At 60.6% G+C, this 22,101-nt stretch carries 22 protein-coding genes; 14 read left to right on the top strand and 8 right to left on the bottom strand.

Going from position 1 to position 22,101, the window contains the following annotated elements; genetic code table 11:
- The gene (gene tnpB / locus RAE19_RS00360) at nucleotides 1-348 is read right to left on the bottom strand and encodes an IS66 family insertion sequence element accessory protein TnpB (RefSeq protein WP_313873004.1); all 348 of its coding nucleotides are present in this window, start codon (nucleotides 346-348) and stop codon (nucleotides 1-3) included.
- Nucleotides 348-686 carry a hypothetical protein gene (locus tag RAE19_RS00355; protein ID WP_313873005.1) on the bottom strand — a complete coding sequence of 113 codons (339 nt, stop codon included), beginning with the start codon at nucleotides 684-686 and terminating at the stop codon, nucleotides 348-350. The genes tnpB and RAE19_RS00355 overlap by 1 nt, the downstream gene beginning before the upstream one ends.
- A 115-nt stretch (nucleotides 687-801) precedes the next feature.
- On the opposite strand from RAE19_RS00355, the gene RAE19_RS00350 reads away from it, so the two are divergent.
- The 4 genes from RAE19_RS00350 (at nucleotide 802) to RAE19_RS00335 (ending at nucleotide 3,824) form a co-directional block, all read left to right on the top strand.
- A complete protein-coding gene (locus RAE19_RS00350) occupies nucleotides 802-1,863 on the top strand; it encodes a GAF domain-containing protein (RefSeq protein ID WP_313873061.1) in 1,062 nt (353 codons plus the stop codon).
- Nucleotides 1,767-2,309, top strand: coding sequence for a hypothetical protein (locus RAE19_RS00345; RefSeq protein WP_313873060.1), 543 nt, complete (start codon nucleotides 1,767-1,769; stop codon nucleotides 2,307-2,309). Before RAE19_RS00350 ends, RAE19_RS00345 begins: the two co-directional genes overlap by 97 nt.
- A gap of 643 nt (nucleotides 2,310-2,952) precedes the next feature.
- Nucleotides 2,953-3,591: an NAD(P)H-dependent oxidoreductase gene (locus RAE19_RS00340; protein WP_313873059.1), complete on the top strand. Its 639-nt coding sequence runs from the start codon at nucleotides 2,953-2,955 to the stop codon at nucleotides 3,589-3,591.
- Nucleotides 3,588-3,824 carry a hypothetical protein gene (locus RAE19_RS00335; RefSeq protein ID WP_313873058.1) on the top strand — a complete coding sequence of 79 codons (237 nt, stop codon included), beginning with the start codon at nucleotides 3,588-3,590 and terminating at the stop codon, nucleotides 3,822-3,824. Before RAE19_RS00340 ends, RAE19_RS00335 begins: the two co-directional genes overlap by 4 nt.
- 4 nt (nucleotides 3,825-3,828) lie before the next feature.
- On the opposite strand, the gene RAE19_RS00330 is transcribed toward RAE19_RS00335, so the two are convergent.
- Nucleotides 3,829-5,847, bottom strand: coding sequence for a peptidase U32 family protein (locus tag RAE19_RS00330; protein WP_313873057.1), 2,019 nt, complete (start codon nucleotides 5,845-5,847; stop codon nucleotides 3,829-3,831).
- A gap of 66 nt (nucleotides 5,848-5,913) precedes the next feature.
- Between RAE19_RS00330 and RAE19_RS00325 the strand changes: the two genes are divergently transcribed.
- Together RAE19_RS00325 and RAE19_RS00320 are read left to right on the top strand one after the other, a co-directional pair.
- Complete coding sequence (locus RAE19_RS00325) at nucleotides 5,914-7,104, top strand: MFS transporter (RefSeq protein WP_313873056.1); 1,191 nt, start codon at nucleotides 5,914-5,916, stop codon at nucleotides 7,102-7,104.
- Between the two features lie 7 nt (nucleotides 7,105-7,111).
- Nucleotides 7,112-7,855, top strand: a complete 744-nt coding sequence (locus tag RAE19_RS00320; protein ID WP_313873055.1) for a DUF1624 domain-containing protein — start codon at nucleotides 7,112-7,114, stop codon at nucleotides 7,853-7,855.
- 108 nt (nucleotides 7,856-7,963) lie between these two features.
- Here RAE19_RS00320 and RAE19_RS00315 read toward each other — a convergent pair whose 3' ends face one another.
- Genes RAE19_RS00315 through RAE19_RS00295 form a run of 5 tightly spaced genes read right to left on the bottom strand, consistent with a single transcriptional unit; the run spans nucleotide 7,964 to nucleotide 11,572 of the window.
- Nucleotides 7,964-8,746, bottom strand: a complete 783-nt coding sequence (locus RAE19_RS00315) for a foldase protein PrsA (RefSeq protein WP_313873054.1) — start codon at nucleotides 8,744-8,746, stop codon at nucleotides 7,964-7,966.
- Between the two features lie 20 nt (nucleotides 8,747-8,766).
- Complete coding sequence (locus tag RAE19_RS00310) at nucleotides 8,767-9,063, bottom strand: BolA family protein (protein WP_313873053.1); 297 nt, start codon at nucleotides 9,061-9,063, stop codon at nucleotides 8,767-8,769.
- Nucleotides 9,060-9,641, bottom strand: a complete 582-nt coding sequence (locus RAE19_RS00305; protein WP_313873052.1) for a septation protein A — start codon at nucleotides 9,639-9,641, stop codon at nucleotides 9,060-9,062. The genes RAE19_RS00310 and RAE19_RS00305 overlap by 4 nt, the downstream gene beginning before the upstream one ends.
- Complete coding sequence (msrB, locus tag RAE19_RS00300; RefSeq protein WP_313873051.1) at nucleotides 9,638-10,045, bottom strand: peptide-methionine (R)-S-oxide reductase MsrB; 408 nt, start codon at nucleotides 10,043-10,045, stop codon at nucleotides 9,638-9,640. Before msrB ends, RAE19_RS00305 begins: the two co-directional genes overlap by 4 nt.
- A 42-nt stretch (nucleotides 10,046-10,087) precedes the next feature.
- Complete coding sequence (locus tag RAE19_RS00295; protein ID WP_313873050.1) at nucleotides 10,088-11,572, bottom strand: protein adenylyltransferase SelO; 1,485 nt, start codon at nucleotides 11,570-11,572, stop codon at nucleotides 10,088-10,090.
- A gap of 138 nt (nucleotides 11,573-11,710) precedes the next feature.
- Between RAE19_RS00295 and RAE19_RS00290 the strand changes: the two genes are divergently transcribed.
- The 8 genes from RAE19_RS00290 (at nucleotide 11,711) to RAE19_RS00255 (ending at nucleotide 22,086) form a co-directional block, all read left to right on the top strand.
- A complete protein-coding gene (locus RAE19_RS00290) occupies nucleotides 11,711-13,339 on the top strand; it encodes a 3-(methylthio)propionyl-CoA ligase (RefSeq protein ID WP_313873049.1) in 1,629 nt (542 codons plus the stop codon).
- 155 nt (nucleotides 13,340-13,494) lie between these two features.
- Nucleotides 13,495-15,594, top strand: a complete 2,100-nt coding sequence (locus RAE19_RS00285; RefSeq protein ID WP_313873048.1) for a 3-hydroxyacyl-CoA dehydrogenase NAD-binding domain-containing protein — start codon at nucleotides 13,495-13,497, stop codon at nucleotides 15,592-15,594.
- Between the two features lie 35 nt (nucleotides 15,595-15,629).
- The gene (locus tag RAE19_RS00280; protein ID WP_313873047.1) at nucleotides 15,630-16,805 is read left to right on the top strand and encodes an acetyl-CoA C-acyltransferase; all 1,176 of its coding nucleotides are present in this window, start codon (nucleotides 15,630-15,632) and stop codon (nucleotides 16,803-16,805) included.
- Between the two features lie 86 nt (nucleotides 16,806-16,891).
- On the top strand, nucleotides 16,892-18,748 hold the full coding sequence (locus tag RAE19_RS00275) for an acyl-CoA dehydrogenase (protein WP_313873046.1): 1,857 nt from the start codon (nucleotides 16,892-16,894) through the stop codon (nucleotides 18,746-18,748).
- Entirely contained in the window at nucleotides 18,748-18,972 is a 225-nt protein-coding gene (locus RAE19_RS00270; protein ID WP_313873045.1) for a hypothetical protein, read from the top strand. Before RAE19_RS00275 ends, RAE19_RS00270 begins: the two co-directional genes overlap by 1 nt.
- A gap of 96 nt (nucleotides 18,973-19,068) precedes the next feature.
- A complete protein-coding gene (locus RAE19_RS00265; RefSeq protein ID WP_313873044.1) occupies nucleotides 19,069-19,860 on the top strand; it encodes an SDR family oxidoreductase in 792 nt (263 codons plus the stop codon).
- Nucleotides 19,857-20,321 (top strand): PaaI family thioesterase, encoded by a 465-nt coding sequence (locus RAE19_RS00260; RefSeq protein WP_313873043.1) that lies wholly within the window; start codon nucleotides 19,857-19,859, stop codon nucleotides 20,319-20,321. Before RAE19_RS00265 ends, RAE19_RS00260 begins: the two co-directional genes overlap by 4 nt.
- Before the next feature lie 82 nt (nucleotides 20,322-20,403).
- Nucleotides 20,404-22,086 (top strand): isovaleryl-CoA dehydrogenase, encoded by a 1,683-nt coding sequence (locus tag RAE19_RS00255; RefSeq protein ID WP_313873042.1) that lies wholly within the window; start codon nucleotides 20,404-20,406, stop codon nucleotides 22,084-22,086.
- The last annotated feature ends 15 nt before the right edge of the window (nucleotides 22,087-22,101 follow it).

Raw genomic sequence — 22,101 nt, 5'->3', positions numbered from 1 at the left:
TCACCTCCGCGCAGGGTGTTGGTAGCGTTTGTGGCGTCGGCGCACTTCGATGCCTTCGAGCATCAGTTTGAGCGCCGTGCAGTCGATCTCGCCACTGCCGCCTTGAACGCCTTTACGGGAGAACTTGCCGCTCTCCAAACGCTTGCACCACAGGCACCAGCCGCTGCGGTCAAAGTACAGCACCTTCATCTGTGTTTGCCGCCGGTTGATGAAAACAAACATGTGTCCGGCCAGCACATCCACTTCAAACCCCTGGCGTGCCAGAGCGTACAAGCCGTCGTAGGACTGGCGCATATCGGCAGCTTGGCCATACAGGAACACGCGAATGCGGCCCTCGGGAAAGAACATTACCGGCGTACCAGATGCAAACTCATGCCCGAGCCGAGTTCGATGCGTAACTCCATGGCTCCATTGCCGCTGCCGTGCACTCCAGCAAGGTCGCCCAGATCAACGAACGCCGCCTTCGGCACGGTGGTGGGGGCTACCTTGTTCGTTCGCAGCGGGGACGCGATTCCCCTCTGTTTATTCCTAAGCGTGCGTCGGCGAGCAAGGCTGCTGCGACTGATGCCTTCGCGGCTGCAAAATTCATCTATCGTCAATCCAGCGCGGTCAAAACGATCCAGTACCTCAGCCCAAGTCTGTTCACTCAACACTGCACGCCTGAGCACGCTCTGCGTCTCTTCCATATCCGACCCCGTCCTGTTTGTTGATCAGGGCGCATTCTTTGGTACCTGCAATCAGTTCGCAAGAACGCCGGACAGTGACCGGTTACGCTGCTACCAGCTGCCGAGGGAATGGTTCATGACCTTGGCGATTGATACCTCTCGCACCCACGCTCCGGTTCAATGGGTGTCTTGTGAGCAAGAGCAGCTTCATCTCTCCGGGAAAATCCAATCCCATGGCGCCCTCGCGGTGGTGTCTCGAGCGAATGAGATGGTGACCCATGCGAGCACCAATCTTGGTGAAATGTTTGGTGTTCCCTTATCGGCGTTATTGGGGCACGCATGGCGAGATACCCCGTTGTTCCCGCCGGAAATGGAACAAACCCTGCCAGCAGGTACGTCGCCGCGCCCTTTGACGTTGACAGTCGCAAGGCCAGATGGTGAGTGGTTGGCCGTTGCGATGCAGGTCAGCACGTCACACGTGCTATTGGAGTGGGAACATGGGGTGGCAGGTGTGGAGCCGGTGCCTGTGCACGAGCTCTTGCGCAGTGTGGTCCGTTCACCCAACTTCCCCGCCGAGTTAGATGCTTACTACCAGACATTGGTGGGCCAGGTACGTCGTGTCAGCGGCATGGACCGGGTCATGATTTACCGTTTCAGAGAAGACTGGACGGGCGAAGTGGTCGCCGAAGATCAATCGGGCGACTACGGGAGCTACATGGGTTTGCGGTTTCCCGCTGGGGATATTCCGGAGATTGCGCGACGCCTGTACCTTCAGAACCCATACCGGATGATTCCCGACATCGAAGCTCCGGATCACCCCGTTTACGGTTTGGATGCGCAGCCGCCTGATTTGAGCCGCTCCGACCTGCGCAGCGTGTCGCCCATGCACCTCGAATACCTCCGCAACATGGGGGTCCGAAGTTCATTTTCGGTCCCCTTGATTGTGGGGGGAAACTCTGGGGTCTGGTCGCTTGCCACCACTATGCAACACCCCTGTGGCTATCGCATGACCAGCGTGACGCTTGCGCGGCGCTGGCATCGGCATTTTCTTTGGGGCTCTCCAGCTTTGCGGCCGCGCACAACTTGCGCTTGCACGACGGAATGGACCGCCAAGTGTCACGTGCCTTGCAAAGTATTGCAGGAGTTGCCGATCCGCTCGCAGCGTTTGACATCGTGGAGCCTCACTTTTCAAGCCTGATCGCCTGCGATGGATTTGCCATGGTGCAAGGGGAAGACGGAGCCATCCAAGGTGCGGGGCCAGACCTCCCCGGGCTCTCAGTGGTGGATGACTGGTTTCTGAATGCCAGTTCGGAGGTAGTTGCTGATTTGCAGAGCATGCAAGAGATGTTCGCAGACTACCCAGAGGTCTACCAATTCGCGGGTGGCGTGATGGCGATACAGGTGCCGATGTCAGGCGGGCGGATTTTGCGCCTCTACTGGTTCCGGCAAGCAGAAAACCAGAGCATCGCATGGGCGGGTAGCCCCCACAAACCTGCGGCGGAAGATGCTTCGGCGCTGCGACTGTCGCCCAGAAGATCGTTTGAAAAATGGATAGAGGTTCGAACCGGTTATTGCAGGGAGTGGACATCCAGCGAACGACTGCTGGCCACCAAGCTGCGCGGACTTGGCGCCCAATGGCTGTGAACTCGTTGCGACAGCGGCTCAGGGAGCAAACCCATCCCTTGCATATAAGGGTTGATGGCCACCCTTTGATGCGAACTTTGTGCTCACCCGAGCTCACACGGGATGTGTATACCGTGGTGCTGCGCGCGATGAACGAAGCGCTTTCCCAGCTTGAGCCGCTGCTTGCTGTGGCCCCATGGTCTCCAGATGTTGTGCCACCACCGCCCTTCACCCCACGACGAGTAGCGTTACAACGTGACCTTTTAACCCTCTCTGCAAATGGCGCGCCCGCTGGTGAGCCCGGGGGAGCGCCCCTCAGCCTGGAGACTTACGTGGGTGTGCGCTATGTGCTGGACGGGGCGCGGATGGGTGGGCTAGTACTGGCCAAACATGTGGAGCGCCTGTTGGGGACACAGGTCCCGACCGAGTTTTTCAGAGGCGAGGGCGAGCGTACCGGGCCAAGCTGGGCTGCATTCACCGCATGGGTTGATGCAGCAGCAACCCACCTTGACTTTCCTGTTGCCGCATGTGCGGCCGAACAGAGTTTTCAAGTTTTTTTGCAGTCATTTGAAAGTGCTCACCTTGAAATCTCACTCCCACTCCCTCAGCTGGATGGCCACAGATAGCGTTTAAAGCGAATTTTTTAACCTCACCGAAAGCCAAAATGTCCGACCTCATCAGCACACTCCAGTGGCGCTACGCCGCCAAGAAATTCAACCCCGCCAAAGCAGTCCCCCAGGACAAGCTGGACCGCATCATCGAAGCCGTGCGCCTGACCGCCACCTCCAGCGGCTTGCAGCCTTATGAGCTGATCGTGGTGAGCAACAAAGAGTTGCGTGAAAAAATCGTGCCCGTGGCTTGGAACCAGGCGCAGATCACCGATGGCTCGCACCTGTTGGTATTTGCCGCCTGGGACAACTACACCGCGGAGCGCATCAATGCGTCTTTCGACCTGGTCAATACCGAGCGCGGTTTCGTGAACGAAGGTTGGGAAAACTACCGCAAGATGATTTTGGGCGCTTACGTGCCCCGCGAGGCCGAAGTGAACTACCAGCACGCTGCCCGCCAGGCCTACATTGGCGTGGGCACCGCCCTGATTGCGGCTGCTGAAGAGAAGGTTGACGCCACCCCCATGGAAGGTTTTGACCCCAAAGCCGTGGACGAAATCTTGGGGCTCGACAAGCGCGGCTTGCGCAGCGTGGTGATCATGCCTTTGGGCTATCGCGCCGACGAAGGCGACTGGTTGGTGAACCTGAAAAAGGTGCGCCGCAGCCGTGAAAACTTTGTCACTGAGCTGAAGTGAAGTACCTGCGCCGTTTGCTTCAACCCCGCAAGCCGGCCTTCTGGCTCATGCTGGTGTTGAACGCACTGTCGACGGCGCTGGTTTGGATCGTGCAACACCACACACTGCAGCCCGCAGCGGCCATCGCGGTGGTGGTGTTTGCCGTGGGCAATATGGTGCTGGGGCTGTACTTCATGCGCCAGTTGCTGCAGACGCAGGCGCCTGAAGAGCGCCCGCCCCAGCGCCCCCACTAAGCGATCAGTGCCCGAACTCTTGTTTCGGGCGGGTTTTGTGGAAAGTCATCGGCACGCCCTGTGCGGCCTCCAGCAGCTCCAAGCGGCTTTGGCTGGCGACACCGGTTTTCATCTTGCCCACCACATGCATTTCGCAGGGTTTGCAGTCAAACCGCAGGGTGAGCTTCTCTTTGCCATTGATCAGTTGCAAGGGCTCGGCTTTGACCTGCCCTTGGACCCCCGTCACGCCCTTGGCTTGCTTGGGGCACAGGCTGAGCGAAAAGCGCACGCAGTGCTTAGTGATCATCAGGCTCACTTCACCCAACTCTTCAATCGCTTCGTAGGCGGGCGCAATCACTTTCACCCCGTGTTTGGCGTAAAAACCGTGCGCTGCTTGGTTGAACACGTTGGCCAGGTAGCTAAGCGTGTCTTCCGGATATGCCACCGGCGGTTCCACCACATGGCCCGGCGCTAAACGCACAAAGCCCCGCGTGCGGGCACGCTCCAAGGCCTCGACAGCTTCGCGCCGCAAGGGGTTCAGCACCGACGCGGGCACAAACCAAGGCTGGCTGAACTGCACCTGCACATCGAGTGTGGCAAAAATCGTGGTGCCCATTTTGCTCACGTTCGCGCGCAAGGTGTCGAGCGCAGTGGCCGGGTCTTTGGCCAGCTCCAAGGGCAGGGTGGTGTGGGCGGTGGCGGTAAAGCCGTCTTCGTCAGTCAGGGTCAGTGCCATGCCGCCATCGGTTTCCGCCAACACCGCCCAGACTCCGATGCGCCGATCGCTGCTCTTTTTATCGAGCACCCGGGTCCAGTTGACATCCCGGTTGCGGTTGACCTCCACCCCCTTGCGCAGGTCCTTGAGGCCGGGGAGGGGGTCTTTGGGGAATACCCGCCACAAACCCTTGGCCGCGTTGATGGCTTCGGCCCGGTTGATGGCCAGGCCCACCAGCTCTTTTTGCAAGTCGTAGTAGCACAGGCCGTCGCCATTGCTCAAAGCCTTGCTGCGGTCGCTCAGTTCCAGCTCCACACTGTCAGGGTTGACCTTGGTCACATAGCCAATTGGCTGGCCCGGGTTTTTGGGGCTGTCAAAGGCGCCGATGTCGATCTGCCGGCCCTGTACAAAGTAGTCAGTGAACTCGCGGTTGAAGTTCTGGTTGGGGTCGGGCTCAAACGTGAAGCTGGTGCTACCACTGCTGCTTCGGGCCAAGGGTTGATCCGAGTACTGGCGATCTTCGATCAAGCGGTCCAGCAGCTTGCGGTAATGGGCGGTGATGTTCTTCACATAACCCATGTCCTTGTAGCGGCCCTCGATTTTGAAGCTGCGGATGCCCGCATCCACCAAAGCGGCCAGGTTCTCGCTCTGGTTGTTGTCTTTCATCGAGAGCACATGCTTGTCATGGGCGACGAAGCGGCCTTTGTCGTCGACCACCTGGTAGGGCAGGCGACAGGCTTGACTGCATTCACCCCGGTTGGCACTGCGGCCGGTGTGGGCCGCGCTGATGTAGCACTGGCCGCTGTAGGCCACGCACAGCGCACCGTGGATAAAAAACTCCAGCGTGCATTTTTCAGGGTCCGTGGCCGCGCGGATGGCGGCAATTTGCCGGGCGGTGAGTTCGCGCGCCAGCACGATCTGGGACAGGCCCACATCCTGCAAAAAGCGCGCCTTCTCGGGCGTGCGAATGTCTGTCTGTGTACTGGCGTGGAGCTGCAGCGGTGGCATGTCGATCGCCAGCAAACCCATGTCCTGCACGATCAGCGCATCCACGCCCGCCTCGTACAACTGCCAAGCCTGCTTGCGGGCGGGCTCGAGCTCGTCATCCCGCAGGATGGTGTTCATCGTGACAAAAATGCGGCTGTTGAAGCGATGGGCGTGGGCGACCAGGCGCTCAATATCGGCAATGCTGTTGTCGGCGCTGGACCGCGCGCCAAAACCGGGCCCGCCGATGTAAACCGCATCAGCACCATGGTTCACCGCTTCGATGCCGATCTCGGCGGTACGGGCGGGAGCCAGCAATTCGAGTTGAAAATCTTGCAAAGACATGGGGCCGCATTATCCCGCAGCGTGGCCCCGCCGGCGCGCGGGCTGCCGCTACACTCACCGGCTCCCATGCCTCACACACACATCACCTATTGGCCCCGCGTTTTGCTGTTATGGGGCTGTGGCATTTTGGCGGCCATGCAGTTTGCCAAGGTGTCCCTAGCGTTTGCTTTGTTGCAGCAGCAGTTTGGCGTGAGCGCCACCCAGATGGGGTGGGCCTTGTCGGTCGTGGGCGTCGTGGGCTTGAGTCTGGGTGTCAGCATGGGTTTGTTGGCTCCGCGCATTGGTTACCGGCGCCTGCTGTGCGGGGGCATGCTGCTGGGCGCGGTGCTGGCGGCCGTGCAGGCACTGAGCTTGCCATTTCACTGGTTTGTGGGGACCCGGGTGCTGGAAGGAGCGTCACACCTGGCCGTGGTGGTGGCTGCGCCCACGCTCATGTCAGGCACCACTGCTGCGCGTCACCGGTCGATTGCCATGGGCTTGTGGAGCACCTTTGTGGGCACCGCGTTCGCCCTCACGGCCGCAGGAGGCCACCAGTTTTTGGCGTATGCCGGTGTGCCATCGATGTTTGCACTGCATGCGGTGCTGCTGCTCATTGCTGCGGTACTGGCTTGGGTGGCACTGCCCCTTGACCAGCCGCCGCCAGCTAGCGCCGCCCACGGAGCAGGTTTGCTGGCGCGTCATGTGCGCACCTATACCGACTGGCGCACCGCACTGCCGGGCCTGTGTTTCTTTTGTTACACCGGCATGGCTGTGGCGTTGTTGACGTTTTTACCCCGGGGCCTGACCGACACAGACCGATGGGCCGCCACGGTATTGCCCCTGATGGGCATAGCCGGCACCTTTGGTGCGGGTTGGCTTACCCAGCGGAGCAGCCCCTTGCGCTTGCTGCGCATGCTGTATCCCAGCCTTGGCTTGGCGGGCGTGTTGTGTGCCTGGAGCGCCATGACCGGCTGGGGCTACGTCGAAGCGGCCATCGCCTTGATGCTGATTTCCGGCCTGGCCGGGGGCAGCGCCTTTGCCCTGATTCCTCACCTCAACCACGACAGCGCCCAACAGGCCCGAGCCAACGGCGCGGTGGCCCAAATGGGCAATTTGGGCGCCACCTTGGGGCCGCCCCTTTTTGCATGGTCCACCGCCATGCACAGCGCTTGGGGGCTTGCAATACCAGTGCTTTTGTTAGCGTCCACCGGTGCTGTGCTCACCCAATGGGGCAGCATCATGCAACGGTCTGCCGCCGGCAAGCCACAAAGCCCTTGAAGCGGCCATGAACGCCCGGCGCTTGGACACTCTGGATGCGGTGCGTGGCTTGGCCATGGTGTGGATGACGGTGTTTCACTTTTGCTTCGACCTGAACAACGCCGGCGTCATTCAACAAAACTTCTTGCAAGACCCCGTCTGGACGTGGCAGCGCACTGCCATCCTCAGCCTGTTTTTGTGCTGTGCGGGCGCCGGTCAGGCGCTGGCCCATGCCCGTGTCCAGAGCGGGTGGCAGTTCGCACGGCGTTGGCTGCAGATTGCTGCCGCCGCTGCGTTGGTGTCTTTAGGGTCATGGTTCATGTTTCCCGGCAGCTATATCTATTTCGGGGTGTTGCACGCCATGGCGGTGATGCTGCTCATCACCCGCCTTGTGGCACCGCTGGGGCGTGGGTGCGGATTGCTGGGTCTTGCGATCATTGCTACGCATTTCATAGCAGGTAGCGCAATATCTACCTGGGCTAGCACTCAATTTGGCGTGGATATGAACGGCCGTGCCTTGAACTGGATCGGGTGGGTCACCCGCCTGCCACGCACCGAGGACTATGTGCCCTTGTTTCCCTGGCTGGGCGTCATGTTGCTGGGTTTCGCGTTCATGCACGCGTGGCAGCGCCAACCCCGCACAGGGCGGCTGCCACTGCCGGCAGCCCTGACGCGGCGGCTGGCAGCACTGGGGCAGTGGAGTTTGAGTTACTACCTGCTGCACCAGCCGGTCTTGTTGGGCCTGCTTTGGCTGGTCGGAATCGGCCGCTAGCTTTACGGCTGCGCCCCTTCGCCGGGTGGAGCGGACTTGGGGTGCAAGCCAGTGATAGGCAACAAAAAAGCGGCCGAAGCCGCTTGATGGGAATCAGCCTGTAGCAGCTTATTCGACCTTGGCTTTAGCGCGCAGGTCTTCCTGGAACTTGGCAATCTTTTGTTGCTGCAGTTGCTGGGCGATTTGCGGCTTCACATCTTCGTACTTGGGCAACTGGGCTTCGCGCAGGTCATCCAAACGGATGATGTGGAAACCGAACTGGGTCTTGACTGGAGTGTCGGTCATCTTGCCCTTGGACAAGGCCATCAGCGCGTCCGAGAACTCTTTCACGTAGCTGCTGGCGTTGGCCCAATCGAGGTCACCACCATTGGCACCGGAGCCTGGGTCTTTGGAGTTCTTTTTGGCCAGGTCTTCAAACTTGGCGCCTTTTTTCAGCTGGGCAATCAGGGCCTTGGCCTGGTCTTCTTTTTCCACCAGGATATGGCGGGCGCGGTACTCTTTGCCAGCGTTGGCTGAGGCAAACTTGTCGTACTCAGCCTTGGTTTCTTCGTCGGTGACCGGGTTCTTTTTTTGGAAATCGGCAAACAACTCGCGGATCAGGATGGACTGGCGGGTCAGATCGAGCTGGTTTTTGTAGTCATCCGTCGCGTCCAGGCCGCGTGCCTGCGCTTCTTGCACAAAAATTTCGCGGGCGATGATTTCCTCACGCATCTGGCCTTGCATTTCAGGGGTCACAGGGCGGCCGGAGCGGGCGACCTGTTGGGCCAGGGCTTCCATGCGCGCAGTGGGAACTGCCTTGCCGTTCACGATGGCAATGTTCTGCGCCACAGCGCCTTGGGAGACCGCCATCAGGCTGGCTACAGCCAAGGAGGACAAAATGTGCTTCTTCATACCGTTTCCTTCAGGAATGCTTAAATCTTAGTGTTGCCAGAGGGCGAGGCTTCGGCCTCAATGGCCAAGGCATGAAGGCCTTGATCAATGAAATCTTGCAACGAATCATACACAAGGCGATGCCGAGCTACGCGGCTCAAACCGGTAAATAAAGGCGAGGCAATCCGCACCCGGAAATGTGTGCCGACACCGCTGTCATTGGCACCCACATGACCGGCGTGCTGGTAGCTTTCATCGATCACTTCAAGGCGCAGCGGCTGCAATTTTGCCTGCAGGCGCTGCTCCAGGTTGTGCGCAGTAGGAGCCAGGGTGCTCATGGCTTGGGGGGCTCCTCTGGTGTGCTGTCGCCCTTGAGATAAGGCGAAATGTAGAGGCCCTGGCCAATCAAAAAGGCCAGCGGGAACACATAACCCCAAAGTTTGAAGTTGGCCCACGCGTCTTCGCTGAAATACGCGGCGACATAACCGTTGCTGATCGCCATGAACAGGGTGTAGCCGATCCAGGCGATATTGAGCTTGTGCCACACCGGGTCGGGGAGCTCCAACTGGCTGCCCAACATGGACTTGAGGAAGTTGATCTTCATACCCCACACCGCCACGGCCAGCGCAATCGCCATGCCCGCGTACAGCACGGTGGGCTTCCACATGATGAAGCGCTTGTCGTGCAACAGCAGCGTGATGCCGCCGAACACCAGAATCATGCCCAAGGTAATCTTGTGCATGGTGGTGAGCTTTTTGTCGATCCAATAAATGATCGCCATTTGCGCCACGGTGGCAGCCATCAGCACCGGCGTGGCGAAATAGATCGCTTCGTCTTTGCTGATGCCGAAGGTGTCATGCAGCTTGTAAGCCGCAAAGAACAAAAGGATGGGGATGAAGTCGAGAAGTGTTTTCATTTGGGCGTGAAGTGTAGCGAGGCCGAGTTCATGCAGTAGCGCAAACCGGTGTCGGTAGGGCCATCGGGGAACACATGCCCCAAGTGTGCGCCGCACTGGCTGCACACGGTCTCGACCCGGACCATGCCATGGCTGCGGTCGGTGATTTCGGTGATTGCGCCCGGAATCGCGAGCGAAAAGCTGGGCCAGCCGCAATGCGCGTCAAACTTGGTGTCGGAGTCAAACAGCTTGGCGCTGCAGCACATGCAGTGGTAGCTGCCGTCCGCCCAGTGGGTCTCATACTTGCCGGTAAAAGGCCGCTCGGTGGCAGCGTGGCGGGTCACCTGAAAGGCGACCGGCTCCGCACCTTTTTCGGCGAGCAGGGCTTTCCATTCAGCGTCGGTTTTTTGGATAGGGAAGGTCATGGGAACTCCTGGGGTAGGTGGATGCAAGACAGCGCTGAAAGTTCAGGAGCTGCAGCTGATGGAAATCTGCGCGGCCCAGTCGGGCGGAAATCCGGCCCAAGCCTCGAAATCCGGATGTTCGTCGTAAGGTGTCTCCAACACTTTTAGCAAATCGGCGACCACGCTGAAATCCTTTTGCCGGGCCGCTTGGATAGCTTGTTCGCCGAGGTGGTTGCGCAGCACATATTTGGGGTTGGTCTTGAGCATCAAATCAGCCGCTAGCGCACGTGGAATATGCGTAAGTAGCTCCGAATAAGATAGCAACCAGGCGTCAAAGCCGGCTCTGTCCAAGAACAGGTCGCGCACCGAATCAGCCTTGACACTGGAGTCAGCCACCCAGTGGCTGAGGCGCCGCCAGAAGATGGTGAAGTCGACTTTGTCGGCAGCCAGCAACTTCAAAATGCCCTCAATGACCGGCTTCTGGGCCTCTTGCACGTCGGTAAAACCGAGCTTTGCAGCCATCCGGCGGGCAAACGCCTGCGGGTACAGGTCTTTGAAGGTTTCGAGGGCGGCAATGGCGTGTTCCTGCTCGTCGATCAGCGGCATCATGGCCTGGCCCAAGCAAAACAGGTTCCAGTACGCCACATTCGGCTGCTTGTAAAAAGCGTAGCGGCCGCCCGTGTCTGAGTGGTTGCAGATGTGACCGGGGTCGTAAGCGTCCATGAACTGGAAGGGCCCGTAATCGATCGTCAGGCCCAAGATACTCATGTTGTCGGTGTTCATCACCCCGTGGCAAAAGCCCACCGCCTGCCAGGACGCCACCATCTCGGCGGTCCGCGCCGTCACTGCGGCCAGCAGCGCCACATAGGGGTTGCCGTTCCAGCGCGCCTCGGTGCGGCACTCGGGGTAGTAGTGGTCGATCACAAAATCGGCCAAGATTTTCAGCTCGCCGGGCATGCCATGGTGGCAGAAGTGTTCAAAGTGCCCGAAGCGAATAAAGCTCGGGGCCATGCGCGTCACCACCGCGGCTGTTTCTATCGTCTCGCGCCGCACAGGCGCATCGGACCCGGTGACACACAGCGCGCGTGAAGTGGGCACACCCAGACCATGCATCGCCTCACTGGCCAAAAACTCGCGAATGCTGCTGCGCAACACAGCCCGGCCATCACCCATGCGGGAGAAGGGGGTCAAGCCGGCGCCCTTGAGCTGCACTTCCAAGCCATCGACTTCGCCCAACAGGATCGCGCGGCCGTCGCCCAACTGCCCGGCCCATTGGCCGAACTGGTGGCCGCTGTATACGCTGGCCAGGGGCGTGCTGCCGGTCAGCGGGCGGTTGCCGGTCAGTGCCTGCAACACATCCGGGTCGCGCAACAAAGCCTCGTCCCAACCGGCGCTGCGCGCGGCAGCAGCACTGGTGCCCACCCAATACGGTGCCGGAAGCGGGGTGGGGGAGAGCGGCGCAAAGAACGCGTCTCCCAGGGTGGCAAAGCGGTTATTCCAGCGGAGGGGGAGGTCCAGAGCGTCGGGCGCAGGGGGCAAATGGGGCATGGGTGAATTGTCCCGCATATGACTAATTCAGCGTCTCCGAGGGGACTTGCTCGCAGTACTATGTGAGTCGCCGAAGTTGCAACAGCTTGTTTCCGGTGTTGGTGTGTTTGTTACAAAAATTTAGACAGAGGTGACTTGATGTTAGGTCTGATGCAAAGCCAGCAGTTGCTGATCTCCACCCTGATTGACTTTGCCGAGCGCCACCATGGCGAAGGCGAAGTGATTTCCCGCCGGGTGGAGGGCGATATCCACCGCACCAATTACAAAGAGGTGGCCGCCCGTTCCCGCAAAGTGGCCAACGCCCTCGATGGCCTGAACCTCGCATTTAGCGACCGCGTAGCCACACTGGCTTGGAACGGTTACCGCCACTTGGAGTTGTATTTCGGGGTGAGTGGTTCGGGTCGCGTGCTGCACACCCTGAACCCACGCTTGCATCCTGACCAGATTGTCTGGATCGCCAACCACGCCGAAGACCAAGTCTTGTGTTTCGACATGAGCTTTTTGCCCATCGTGCAAGCCGTGCACAGTCGCTGCACCACCATCAAACATTTCATCGCGCTGTGCGATGCGGACAAGCTGCCCGCCGACTCCGGCATTCCCGGCTTGCAGAGCTACGAGGCTTGGATTGGCCAGCAGCCTGCCACCTACACGTGGCCCGAGTTTGACGAAAACTCGGCCTCCAGCATGTGCTACACCAGCGGCACTACCGGCAACCCCAAAGCGGCGCTCTACAGCCACCGCTCCACCATCCTGCACGCGTTCTCGGGCGCTTTGCCCGATGCACTCAACATGAGCGCCCGTGATGCGGTGTTGCCGGTGGTGCCCATGTTCCACGTCAACGCCTGGGGCTTGCCGTATTCGGCTGCCATGACCGGCGCCAAGTTGGTATTCCCTGGCCCGGCGATGGACGGCAAGTCCATTTTTGAATTGATTGAGTCCGAGAAAGTCAGCTTTGCAGCCGGTGTACCCACTGTGTGGCAAATGATGCTGGGTCATATGCAAGCAGGCGGCCTGCGCTTCTCGACCCTCAAGCGCACCGTGATCGGTGGCTCGGCGTGTCCGCCGGCCATGATCACCGCGTTTAACGATGTGTATGGCGTGGAAGTGCTCCATGCCTGGGGCATGACGGAGATGTCGCCTTTGGGTACGGTGTGTACCCTGAAGAACAAGCACCTTGCCATGGACTCCGCCGACAAGATGAAGGTTCGCCTGAAGCAAGGCCGCGGCATTTACGGCGTGGATATGAAGATCGTGGACGGCGAGGGCGCAGAGCTACCGTGGGACGGCAAAGCCTATGGCGACCTGCTGGTCAAAGGCCCGTGGGTCATCAGCGAATACTTCAAAGGCGAGGGCGGCTCACCCTTGGTTGATGGCTGGTTCCCCACCGGCGACGTGGCCACCATCGACTCTGACGGCTTTATGCAAATCACCGACCGCAGCAAGGATGTGATCAAGTCCGGCGGTGAGTGGATTAGCTCCATCGATGTCGAAAATATCGCCATGGCCCACCCTGCAGTGGCGATGGCGGCTTGCATCGGTATGAAGCACCCCAAATGGGACGAGCGCCCCATCATTGCGGTGGTCAAAAAGCCGGGCAGCGAAGTGAGCCGCGATGAGCTGATTGCTTTTTACGACGGCAAGACCGCGAAATGGCAGGTGCCGGACGATGTGGTGTTTATCGAGGCGATTCCCCTGGGCGGCACCGGCAAGATGCAGAAAACCAAATTGCGAGAACTGCTCAAAGACTACAAGCTCCCTGGCGCGTAAGCTGGCGTTCAAAGGCTGGGTGAGCCAGCGCTGAGGTTCGGGAAAACCCTTTGTCCCAGCGGTGACAAAGGGGCTTGGTGAGGGGGGTAAAGCTCCTACAATCGAAAAAAGAACGATCGTTCTATTTTGAGATTAACCTCACCCACGGAGCCTGCATGACCGCCCAGTACCAAGTCCATGGCGATATCGCCGTCATCACCCTGAACAACCCGCCGGTCAACGGCTTGGGCCTTTCCACCCGCCAGGGAATTGCAGACGGCATGGCCCAGGCCAATGCCGATGCCGCGGTCAAAGCCATTGTGATCACCGGCGCCGGCAAGGCGTTTTCCGGCGGTGCGGACATCACCGAATTCGGTAGCCCCAAGGCGCTGCAAGAACCCAACCTGATCAGCGTCATCAAGGTGTTGGAAAACTCTGAAAAGCCAGTGGTCGCGGCGATCCACACCGTGGCCATGGGCGGCGGTTTGGAACTGGCCTTGGGTTGCCACTACCGCATTGCAGCACCCGGCACCAGCATTGCGCTTCCGGAAGTCAAACTCGGCCTCGTGCCCGGTGCCGGCGGCACCCAGCGCCTGCCCCGCGTGCTCGGTGTGGAGCCAGCACTCAACATGATCGTGAGCGGCGAGCCCATCAAGAGCGAAATGCTGGCCATGCTGCCGGGCCAGAAGCTGTTCGACAAGCTGTCCGCGTCCGCCGAAAGCCTGGCTGAAGAGGCCTTGGCCTTCGCGCGCTCGGTGGCAGATGTGCGCCCCTTGCCACTCGTGCGCGACCTGAAGTGCAAGCACCCGCAAGGCGACGCGTACTTCCAGTTCGCCCGCAACATGGTCAAGGGCATGAGCAAGAACTTCCCGGCTCCCGCCAAGTGCGTGGATGTGGTGGAAGCTGCTACCAAGAAAAAGTTTGACGAAGGCATGCAGGTCGAGCGCGAGGCCTTCATCAACTTGATGTTTACCGCAGAGAGCAAGTCCCTGCGCCACCTGTTTTTGGCGGAGCGTGCAGCGTCCAAAATCGCGGATGTGCCCTCAGATACTGCGCAGCGCGCTATCAACTCGGTCGCAGTCATCGGTGCCGGCACCATGGGTGGCGGCATTGCCATGAACTTCTTGAACGCGGGCATCCCCGTCAAGATGCTGGAAATGAAGCAAGAAGCCTTGGACCGCGGCATTGCCACGATCCGCAAGAATTACGAAGCCCAAGTCGCCAAGAAAAAGCTCAAGCAAGACAAGTACGAGCAGCGCATGAGCCTGCTGACCACCACCCTGAGCTACGACGACCTCGCCGGCACCGACATGGTGATCGAAGCGGTGTTTGAAGAGATTGGCGTCAAGGAAGCCGTGTTCAAAGAGCTGGACCGCGTGATGAGGCCTGGCGCCATCCTCGCCTCCAACACCTCGACCTTGGACGTCAACAAAATCGCCAGCTTCACTAAACGCCCAGAGGACGTGGTGGGCCTGCACTTCTTCAGCCCAGCTAACGTGATGAAGCTGCTGGAAGTGGTGCGTGGCGAAAAGACCGCCAAAGACGTCATGGCCACCGTCATGTCGGTCGCCAAAAAGATCAAAAAGACGGCCGTGGTGTCTGGCGTGTGCGATGGCTTCATCGGCAACCGCATGATCGAGCAGTACGGCCGCCAGGGCGGTTTCCTGCTGGATGAAGGCTGCACCCCCGAGCAAGTGGACAAGGCCATGGAGAAATTCGGTATGGCGATGGGCCCGTTCCGCATGGGCGATCTGGCCGGCAACGATATCGGCTGGGCCATCCGCAAGCGCCGTTACACCGAAAAGCCAGACATGAAGTACAGCAAAACAGCTGACTTGCTGTGCGAAAAAGGCCGCTTCGGCCAGAAGACCGGTGCCGGCTGGTACGACTATGTGCCCGGCAAGCGCGACGCCATCCCGAATACGGAAGTGGTAGCCATGATCGAAGAGCACCGCAAGGCGCTGGGCATCACGCCCCGCAAGATTTCGGACGAAGAAATTGTGCAACGCTTGGTGTTCAGCCTGGTGAATGAAGCTGCCCACATTTTGGAAGAGGGCATTGCCGCCAAGGCCAGCGATATCGACATTGTGTACATCTTCGGCTACGGCTTCCCCGCACACCGCGGCGGCCCGATGAACTACGCGGATGAAGTCGGACTGTTCAACGTGGTGCAAGCCATGAACCGCTTTGCCAAGAACCCGCTGGACGATGCCAAGTTCTGGCAACCCGCGCCGCTGCTGGCCCGTTTGGCCGCTGAAGGCAAAACCTTCAACTGAGCGTCCGCGCCGTTCACACCATTCAAGGAATCACCATGACATCTGCAGTTATTGTTTCTACCGCACGCACCCCCCTGGCCAAGAGCTGGAAGGGCTCCTTCAACATGACCCACGGCGCCACCCTGGGCGGACACGCCGTGGAGCACGCAATTGCGCGTGCCGGCATCGACGCCGCCGAGGTGGACGACGTCATCATGGGCTGTGCCACCCCCGAAGGCGCCACCGGTGCCAACATCGCGCGGCAGGTGGCCCTGCGTGCCGGTTGCCCGGTCACGGTGTCGGGCATGACCATCAACCGATTTTGCTCCTCCGGCTTGCAAACCATTGCTACCGCGGCGCAACGCATCATCTCCAATGAAGGTGATGTGTATGTGGCGGGCGGTGTGGAGGCCATCTCTTGCGTGCAGCAGGAAATGAACATCCACATGCTTAACGACCCTTGGCTGAGCAAAAACAAGCCCGAGATCTACTGGAACATGTTGCAAACCGCGGAGAACGTGGCCAAGCGCTACAACATCAGCCGCGACGCCATGGACGAATACGGAGCCGCCAGCCAGCAAAAAGCTACCGCTGCGTTGGAGGCGGGTCTATTCAAGGCCGAAATTGCACCCATCACCGTCACCATGGGCGTGGCAGACAAAGTCATGGGCCTCATGACCAAGCAGGTCACTGTGAGCGACGACGAAGGCATTCGCGCCGGCACCACCAAAGAAGGCATCAGCGGCCTGCGCTCGGCGCTGCCCGGCGGGCTCATCTCTGCGGGCAACGCCAGCCAGTTTTCCGATGGGGGTGGCGCCGCGGTCTTGATGCATGAAAAGCTGGCCGAGCAAAAAGGTTTGCAACCTTTGGGCCGCTTCCTCGGCTTTGCCGTGGCCGGTTGCGAGCCCGACGAAATGGGCATTGGCCCGGTCTTCGCCATCCCCAAGGTCTTGAAGCGCCTCGGCTTGACCATGAACGACATCGACCTGTGGGAACTGAACGAAGCTTTTGCGGTGCAGGTGCTCTATTGCCGCGACAAGCTGGGCATCCCCGCAGACCGCCTCAACGTGAACGGCGGCGCCATTGCCGTCGGCCACCCCTACGGCGTATCCGGCCAGCGTTTGACCGGCCACGCGCTGATCGAAGGCAAGCGCCGCGGCGCCAAGCGCGTCTGCGTGACCATGTGTATCGGCGGCGGCATGGGCGCGGCGGGCGTGTTTGAAGTGCTGTAACCCGCACGACAGCATTGGCCAACTGAAACGAGCCGGTCTGCGCACAATCCGCAGTCCGGCTTTTTTATTTTCTTGAGACTTCGTCCATGACCCTGCGCACCACCCTCGACTTTTTGCTCCACGACTGGCTGGACACCACCGGCCTTACCAGCCGTGAGCGCTTTGCGGATCACAACCGCGAAACCTTTGACGCGGTGCTGGACACCTGCGAGCGCATTGCGCGCGAGAAGTACGCGCCTTTCAACCGCCTGGTGGACACGCAGGAGCCGCACTTTGATGGCGAGAAGGTCACGCTGCCGCAGGCTACCCACGATGCGTTCAAAGCCTATGCCGAGTCGGGCATGTTGAGCGCCGCGCAGGACTATGACATCGGCGGCATGCAGCTGCCCTACAGCGTGGAGGCGGCAGCCAATGCGTTTTTTGCCTGTGCATCGGTCAGCATCGGCTCCAGCTTGCTGTCGGTGGGCAATGCCAACTTGCTCATGGCGCACGGCACCGAGTTGCAAAAGCAGGTGTTCGCCCACAACGAGTTTTCGGGTCGCTGGGCCGGCACCATGTGCCTGAGCGAGCCGCAGGCCGGTTCTTCGTTGAGTGATGTGGCGACCCGTGCGGTGCCGGACGGCGAGGGCTTTGAGTCTGACCCGCTGGGTGCGCGATACCGCCTGCGCGGCAACAAAATGTGGATTTCCAGCGGCGAGCACGAGCTCACCGAAAACATCGTGCACTTGGTGCTCGCCAAGATTCCGGATGCGGATGGCAAGTTGGTTCCCGGCACCCGCGGCATTTCGCTCTTTATCGTGCCCAAGAAGATGGTGAACGCCCAAGGCGAGCTGACCGGTGTGCGCAACGACGTGGCGCTCGCCGGTCTGAACCACAAGCTGGGTTGGCGTGGCACCACCAATACCTTGCTGAACTTTGGCGAGGGAAAGTTCCCCGTCGACGGCCAAGCCGGCGGACCCTTTGGAAACGGCGCAGGCGCCGTGGGCTACCTCGTGGGGCAGCCGGGCAAGGGCCTAGCCTGCATGTTCCACATGATGAATGAGGCCCGCGTGGGTGTGGGCATTGCCGCAACCATGCTGGGCATGGCGGGCTACTACGCTTCACTGGACTACGCCAAAAACCGGCCACAGGGCCGCCCCATCACCGGTGCCGGCAAGGACGCCGCCGCTCCGCAGACCCGCATCATTGAGCACGCCGATGTGAAGCGCATGCTGCTCACGCAAAAAGCCTATTGCGAAGGCGCTTTAGCCCTCGAGCTGTACTGTGCCCGCCTGATCGACGAGCAACACACCGGAACCGCGCAAGACGCGGAAGAAGCCCGCTTGTTGCTTGAAGTGCTGACCCCGATTGCCAAAAGCTGGCCCAGCGAGTGGTGCCTGGAAGCCAACTCCTTGGCGATCCAGGTGCACGGCGGCTATGGCTACACCCGCGACTTCCCGGTGGAGCAATACTGGCGCGACAACCGCCTGAACATGATCCACGAGGGCACCCACGGCATTCAGGCCATGGACCTGCTGGGCCGCAAGGTGCTGATGGAGGAGGGCAAAGGCCTGACCCTGCTGAGCCACCGCATCATGGCCACCGTCAACCGCTGCAACGGCATTCCAGCGCTGGCGCCACACGCCAAGGCGCTGGCTCGCGCCTTGCAGGATGTGGGTGTTGCAACCCAGAAGGCCTGGTCCACCGGCGTACCTAGTGAGGCTCTTGCGAACGCGGTGCCTTACATGCAGGCTTTCGGCCACACCGTGTTGGCCTGGATCTGGCTGGACGTGGCCGGTTGCGCGCTGGATAACGACCCGCGACAAGAGACGCTGGAGACACAGGGCCATGTGGGTTGCGCCAAATTCTTCTTCCACTATGAGTTGCCAAAGATAAATGCCTGGCTGGGTGTGGTGCAATCGAGGGATCTGACTTGTGCAACATTCCCCGAAGGAGCTTTCTGATGGCATTTTTTAAAAAATACAACGGCACCACTAACGTCAAATTGGTGCGCATGGAGCGCTTGATCTGGACCCTGATTTACGGCGGCCTGCTGGCTATGGTGTTGGGGTACTTTATTGACCAACAAGAGGCGCAAGACGCGGCCTTGTTTTACAACCTTGGCGGCCTGGCGGTTGTGGGCGGTGTGGTGATGGTGTTTATCCGCTCGCGCTTGCGCGGCGAATAGGCCCAAGCACCCGTTTCTATCGCTGAGGGGACAGGCTTTTGCGCAGGGTTCTGCGCACAATTCCGTCCACCTTTTTTGCAACTCCGGGCTGACCGCATGACACGCACTATCCAACAACTTTTCGACCTCACTGGCAAGACCGCCTTGATCACCGGAGGCTCCCGCGGCCTGGGCCTGCAACTGGCCCACGCTTTGGGCGAAGCCGGCGCCAAAGTGCTGATCAGCTCGCGCAAAGCGGCAGACCTGGAAGAGGCCTGTGCCGAGCTGCAAGCCGCAGGCATCGACGCGCGTTGGGTGGCTGCCGACTGTGCCAAAGAATCCGATATCCAGCGCTTGGCCGATGAAACCCTGCAGCGCTTGGGCGATGTGGACATTCTGGTCAACAACGCCGGCGCCTCCTGGGGCGCACCCGCTGAAGACCACCCCTTGGAGGCCTGGGACAAGGTGATGAACCTCAATGTGCGTGGCTACTTTTTGCTAAGCCAGATCATTGCCAAGAAAAGCATGATTCCGCGAAAAACCGGACGCATCATCAACCTGGCCTCGATTGCCGGGCTCAACGGCAACCCGCCGGCCATGCAAACCATTGCCTACAACACCTCCAAGGGCGCGGTGATCAACTTCACCCGCGCTTTGGCAGCCGAGTGGGGCAAGTACAACATCACCGTGAACGCCGTGTGCCCGGGCTTTTTCCCCAGCAAGATGACAGCCGGTTTGTTGCAAGCCATGGGCGAAGAAAACCTGGCCGCTGCCGCACCGCTCAAGCGCCTGGGCGACGATGAAGACTTGAAGGGCCTGTGCGTTCTGTATGCGTCCGACGCCGGTAAACACATCACCGGTCAATGGCTGGCGGTCGATGGCGGCGTGAGCGTGGTTACCGGTGCATGAGTAACCTTTGGGAAAAAGCGGTGGGCTTCGGCGTTGAGATTCCCTTCGTCACCCACCTCGGTTTCGAGCTCACCGTATTTGAGGGCGGGCGCTCTGAGATCCGGTACACACCGCTGCCTGAGCACCTGAACTCGTTCAACGTCACCCATGGTGGCGCGCAAATGACCCTGCTGGACGTGACCATGGCCAGTGCGGCCCGCAGTGAAACACCGGAGCTGGGCGTAGTCACCATCGAGATGAAGACCAGCTTCATGCAACCCGCTGTCGGCGCCCTGACCGCCAAGGGCGAGCTGATGCACCGCACCGCCACCATGGCCTTCACCCAGGCCACGGTCTATGACGCAAACGGAAAAGCCTGTGCCCACGCCACCGGCACCTTCAAGTACATGAAACGCCTGGCCACCGGCGCACGCAGCGTGAACGCACTGAACACACCGGGCACCGGCATTGCCACCGACTAGCGATTTATGGGCCGAATTGGCTTCTGGCGCCCGTTAAGCAAGCGCGAGCAGCTATCAAAAGAATAGCGTTTGAGGAGACAGCATGCACAGCGAGACCGATTTCCCGGCCACCCACACGGTGTTCAACCAGGCCGAGCCCCTGGCAGACAGGAATCTGCTGGCGGGCAACCGCGCCTTGCAGAGCGCACTGGCTTTTCACGCGCCGGGCATGGACACATCCACACTGCATTCCCTGGGCGGGCAAATGGGCAGTCGCGCCATGCAGACCCATGCGCGCCTGGCCAATACCCATCCACCGGTGCTGCACAGCCACGACCGGCTGGGCCGCCGGCTGGACCAGGTCGAGTTCCACCCCAGCTACCACGCGCTGATGGATGCTGCAGCCCAAGCCGGCCTGCATGGCAGCCCCTGGGACCCGGCGGCGGGTGAGGGCGCCCACCTGCGGCGGGCGGCTGCATTCATGCTGTTCACCGAGGCGGAGCCGTCCATCCTGTGCCCCATTTCCATGACCTACGCGGTGCTGCCCGCGCTGCGGGGCAACTCCGCAATTTTTGAGGCTTGGGCACCCGGCCTAATGGCGCGGGCCTATGACCCCGAGTTCAAGCTTTACCGCCACAAACGCGGCCTGACCATGGGCATGGGCATGACCGAGAAGCAGGGCGGCTCTGACGTACGGGCCAACACGACGCAGGCCATCCCCGATGGCGAAGATGCATGGGGCCCGCGCTTCAAGCTGCTGGGCCACAAGTGGTTTTTCTCGGCCCCCATGTGCGACGCTTTTCTGGTGCTGGCGCAAAGCCCGGCGGGTTTGTCCTGCTTTTTTGTGCCGCGCATCTTGCCCGACTTTGTGGATCCGCAATCACCCGGCTCGGTGAATGCCATCCGCATCCAGCGCCTGAAAGACAAGCTGGGCAACCACGCCAATGCCAGCTCGGAAGTGGAGTTTCAACATGCCACGGCTTGGCTGGTGGGCGTGGAGGGGCGCGGTGTGCCGCAGATTCTGGAAATGGGCACCATGACCCGACTGGACTGCGCCTTGGGCACCACCGGCCTGATGCGCCAGGCGCTCAGCATCGCGCTGCACCATACCTCGCAGCGCCAGGCCTTCGGCAAGGCCCTCATCGAGCAACCGCTGATGCGCAATGTGCTGGCCGACCTTGCTATCGAATGCGAAGCGGCTTGCGCACTCTCCATGCGGCTTGCAAGCGCTTTTGACCATGCATCTGACCCGCATGAATTGCTGATGGGCCGCCTGCTGACGCCGGTGGCCAAGTACTGGATCTGCAAGCGCGGCGCGACCTTTGCCCAAGAAGCCATGGAATGCCTAGGGGGCAACGGCTATGTGGAGGAGGGCGGAGAAGGCACCATGGCCCGCATCTACCGCGAGATGCCGCTCAACTCCATCTGGGAAGGCGCCGGCAACATCATGGCGCTGGACCTGCTGCGCGCCCTGCGCAAGGGCGATACCGCCGCAGCCCTGGCCCGTGAATTGGCTCCCGCCCGTGGAGCCCACCCCGCACTCGACAGGCTGGCAGCGTCCTTGCCCACGCGGGTGGAACTCATGGCTACCGAGATGGAAGCCCGCCGCCTAGCGCAAGAGGTGGCACTCGCCGTGCAGGCCGCGCTGCTTTACCAAACGGCGCCCACTGCGGTCTTCGAGGCGTTTTGTGATTCCCGGCTTGCTGGCAACTGGGGCTACAGCTTCGGCACCCTGGGTGCTGCGGTGGATTTTGACGCCATCCTGCAGCGCGCCATGCCCTATTGATTTTTCTGGAGAAAC

The organism is Rhodoferax potami, from assembly GCF_032193805.1.
In the GTDB taxonomy this organism is placed as follows: domain Bacteria; phylum Pseudomonadota; class Gammaproteobacteria; order Burkholderiales; family Burkholderiaceae_C; genus Allorhodoferax; species Allorhodoferax potami_A.
The sequence above is the reverse complement of the archived record's forward strand: the minus strand, read 5'-3'. Positions and strand labels throughout refer to the sequence as shown.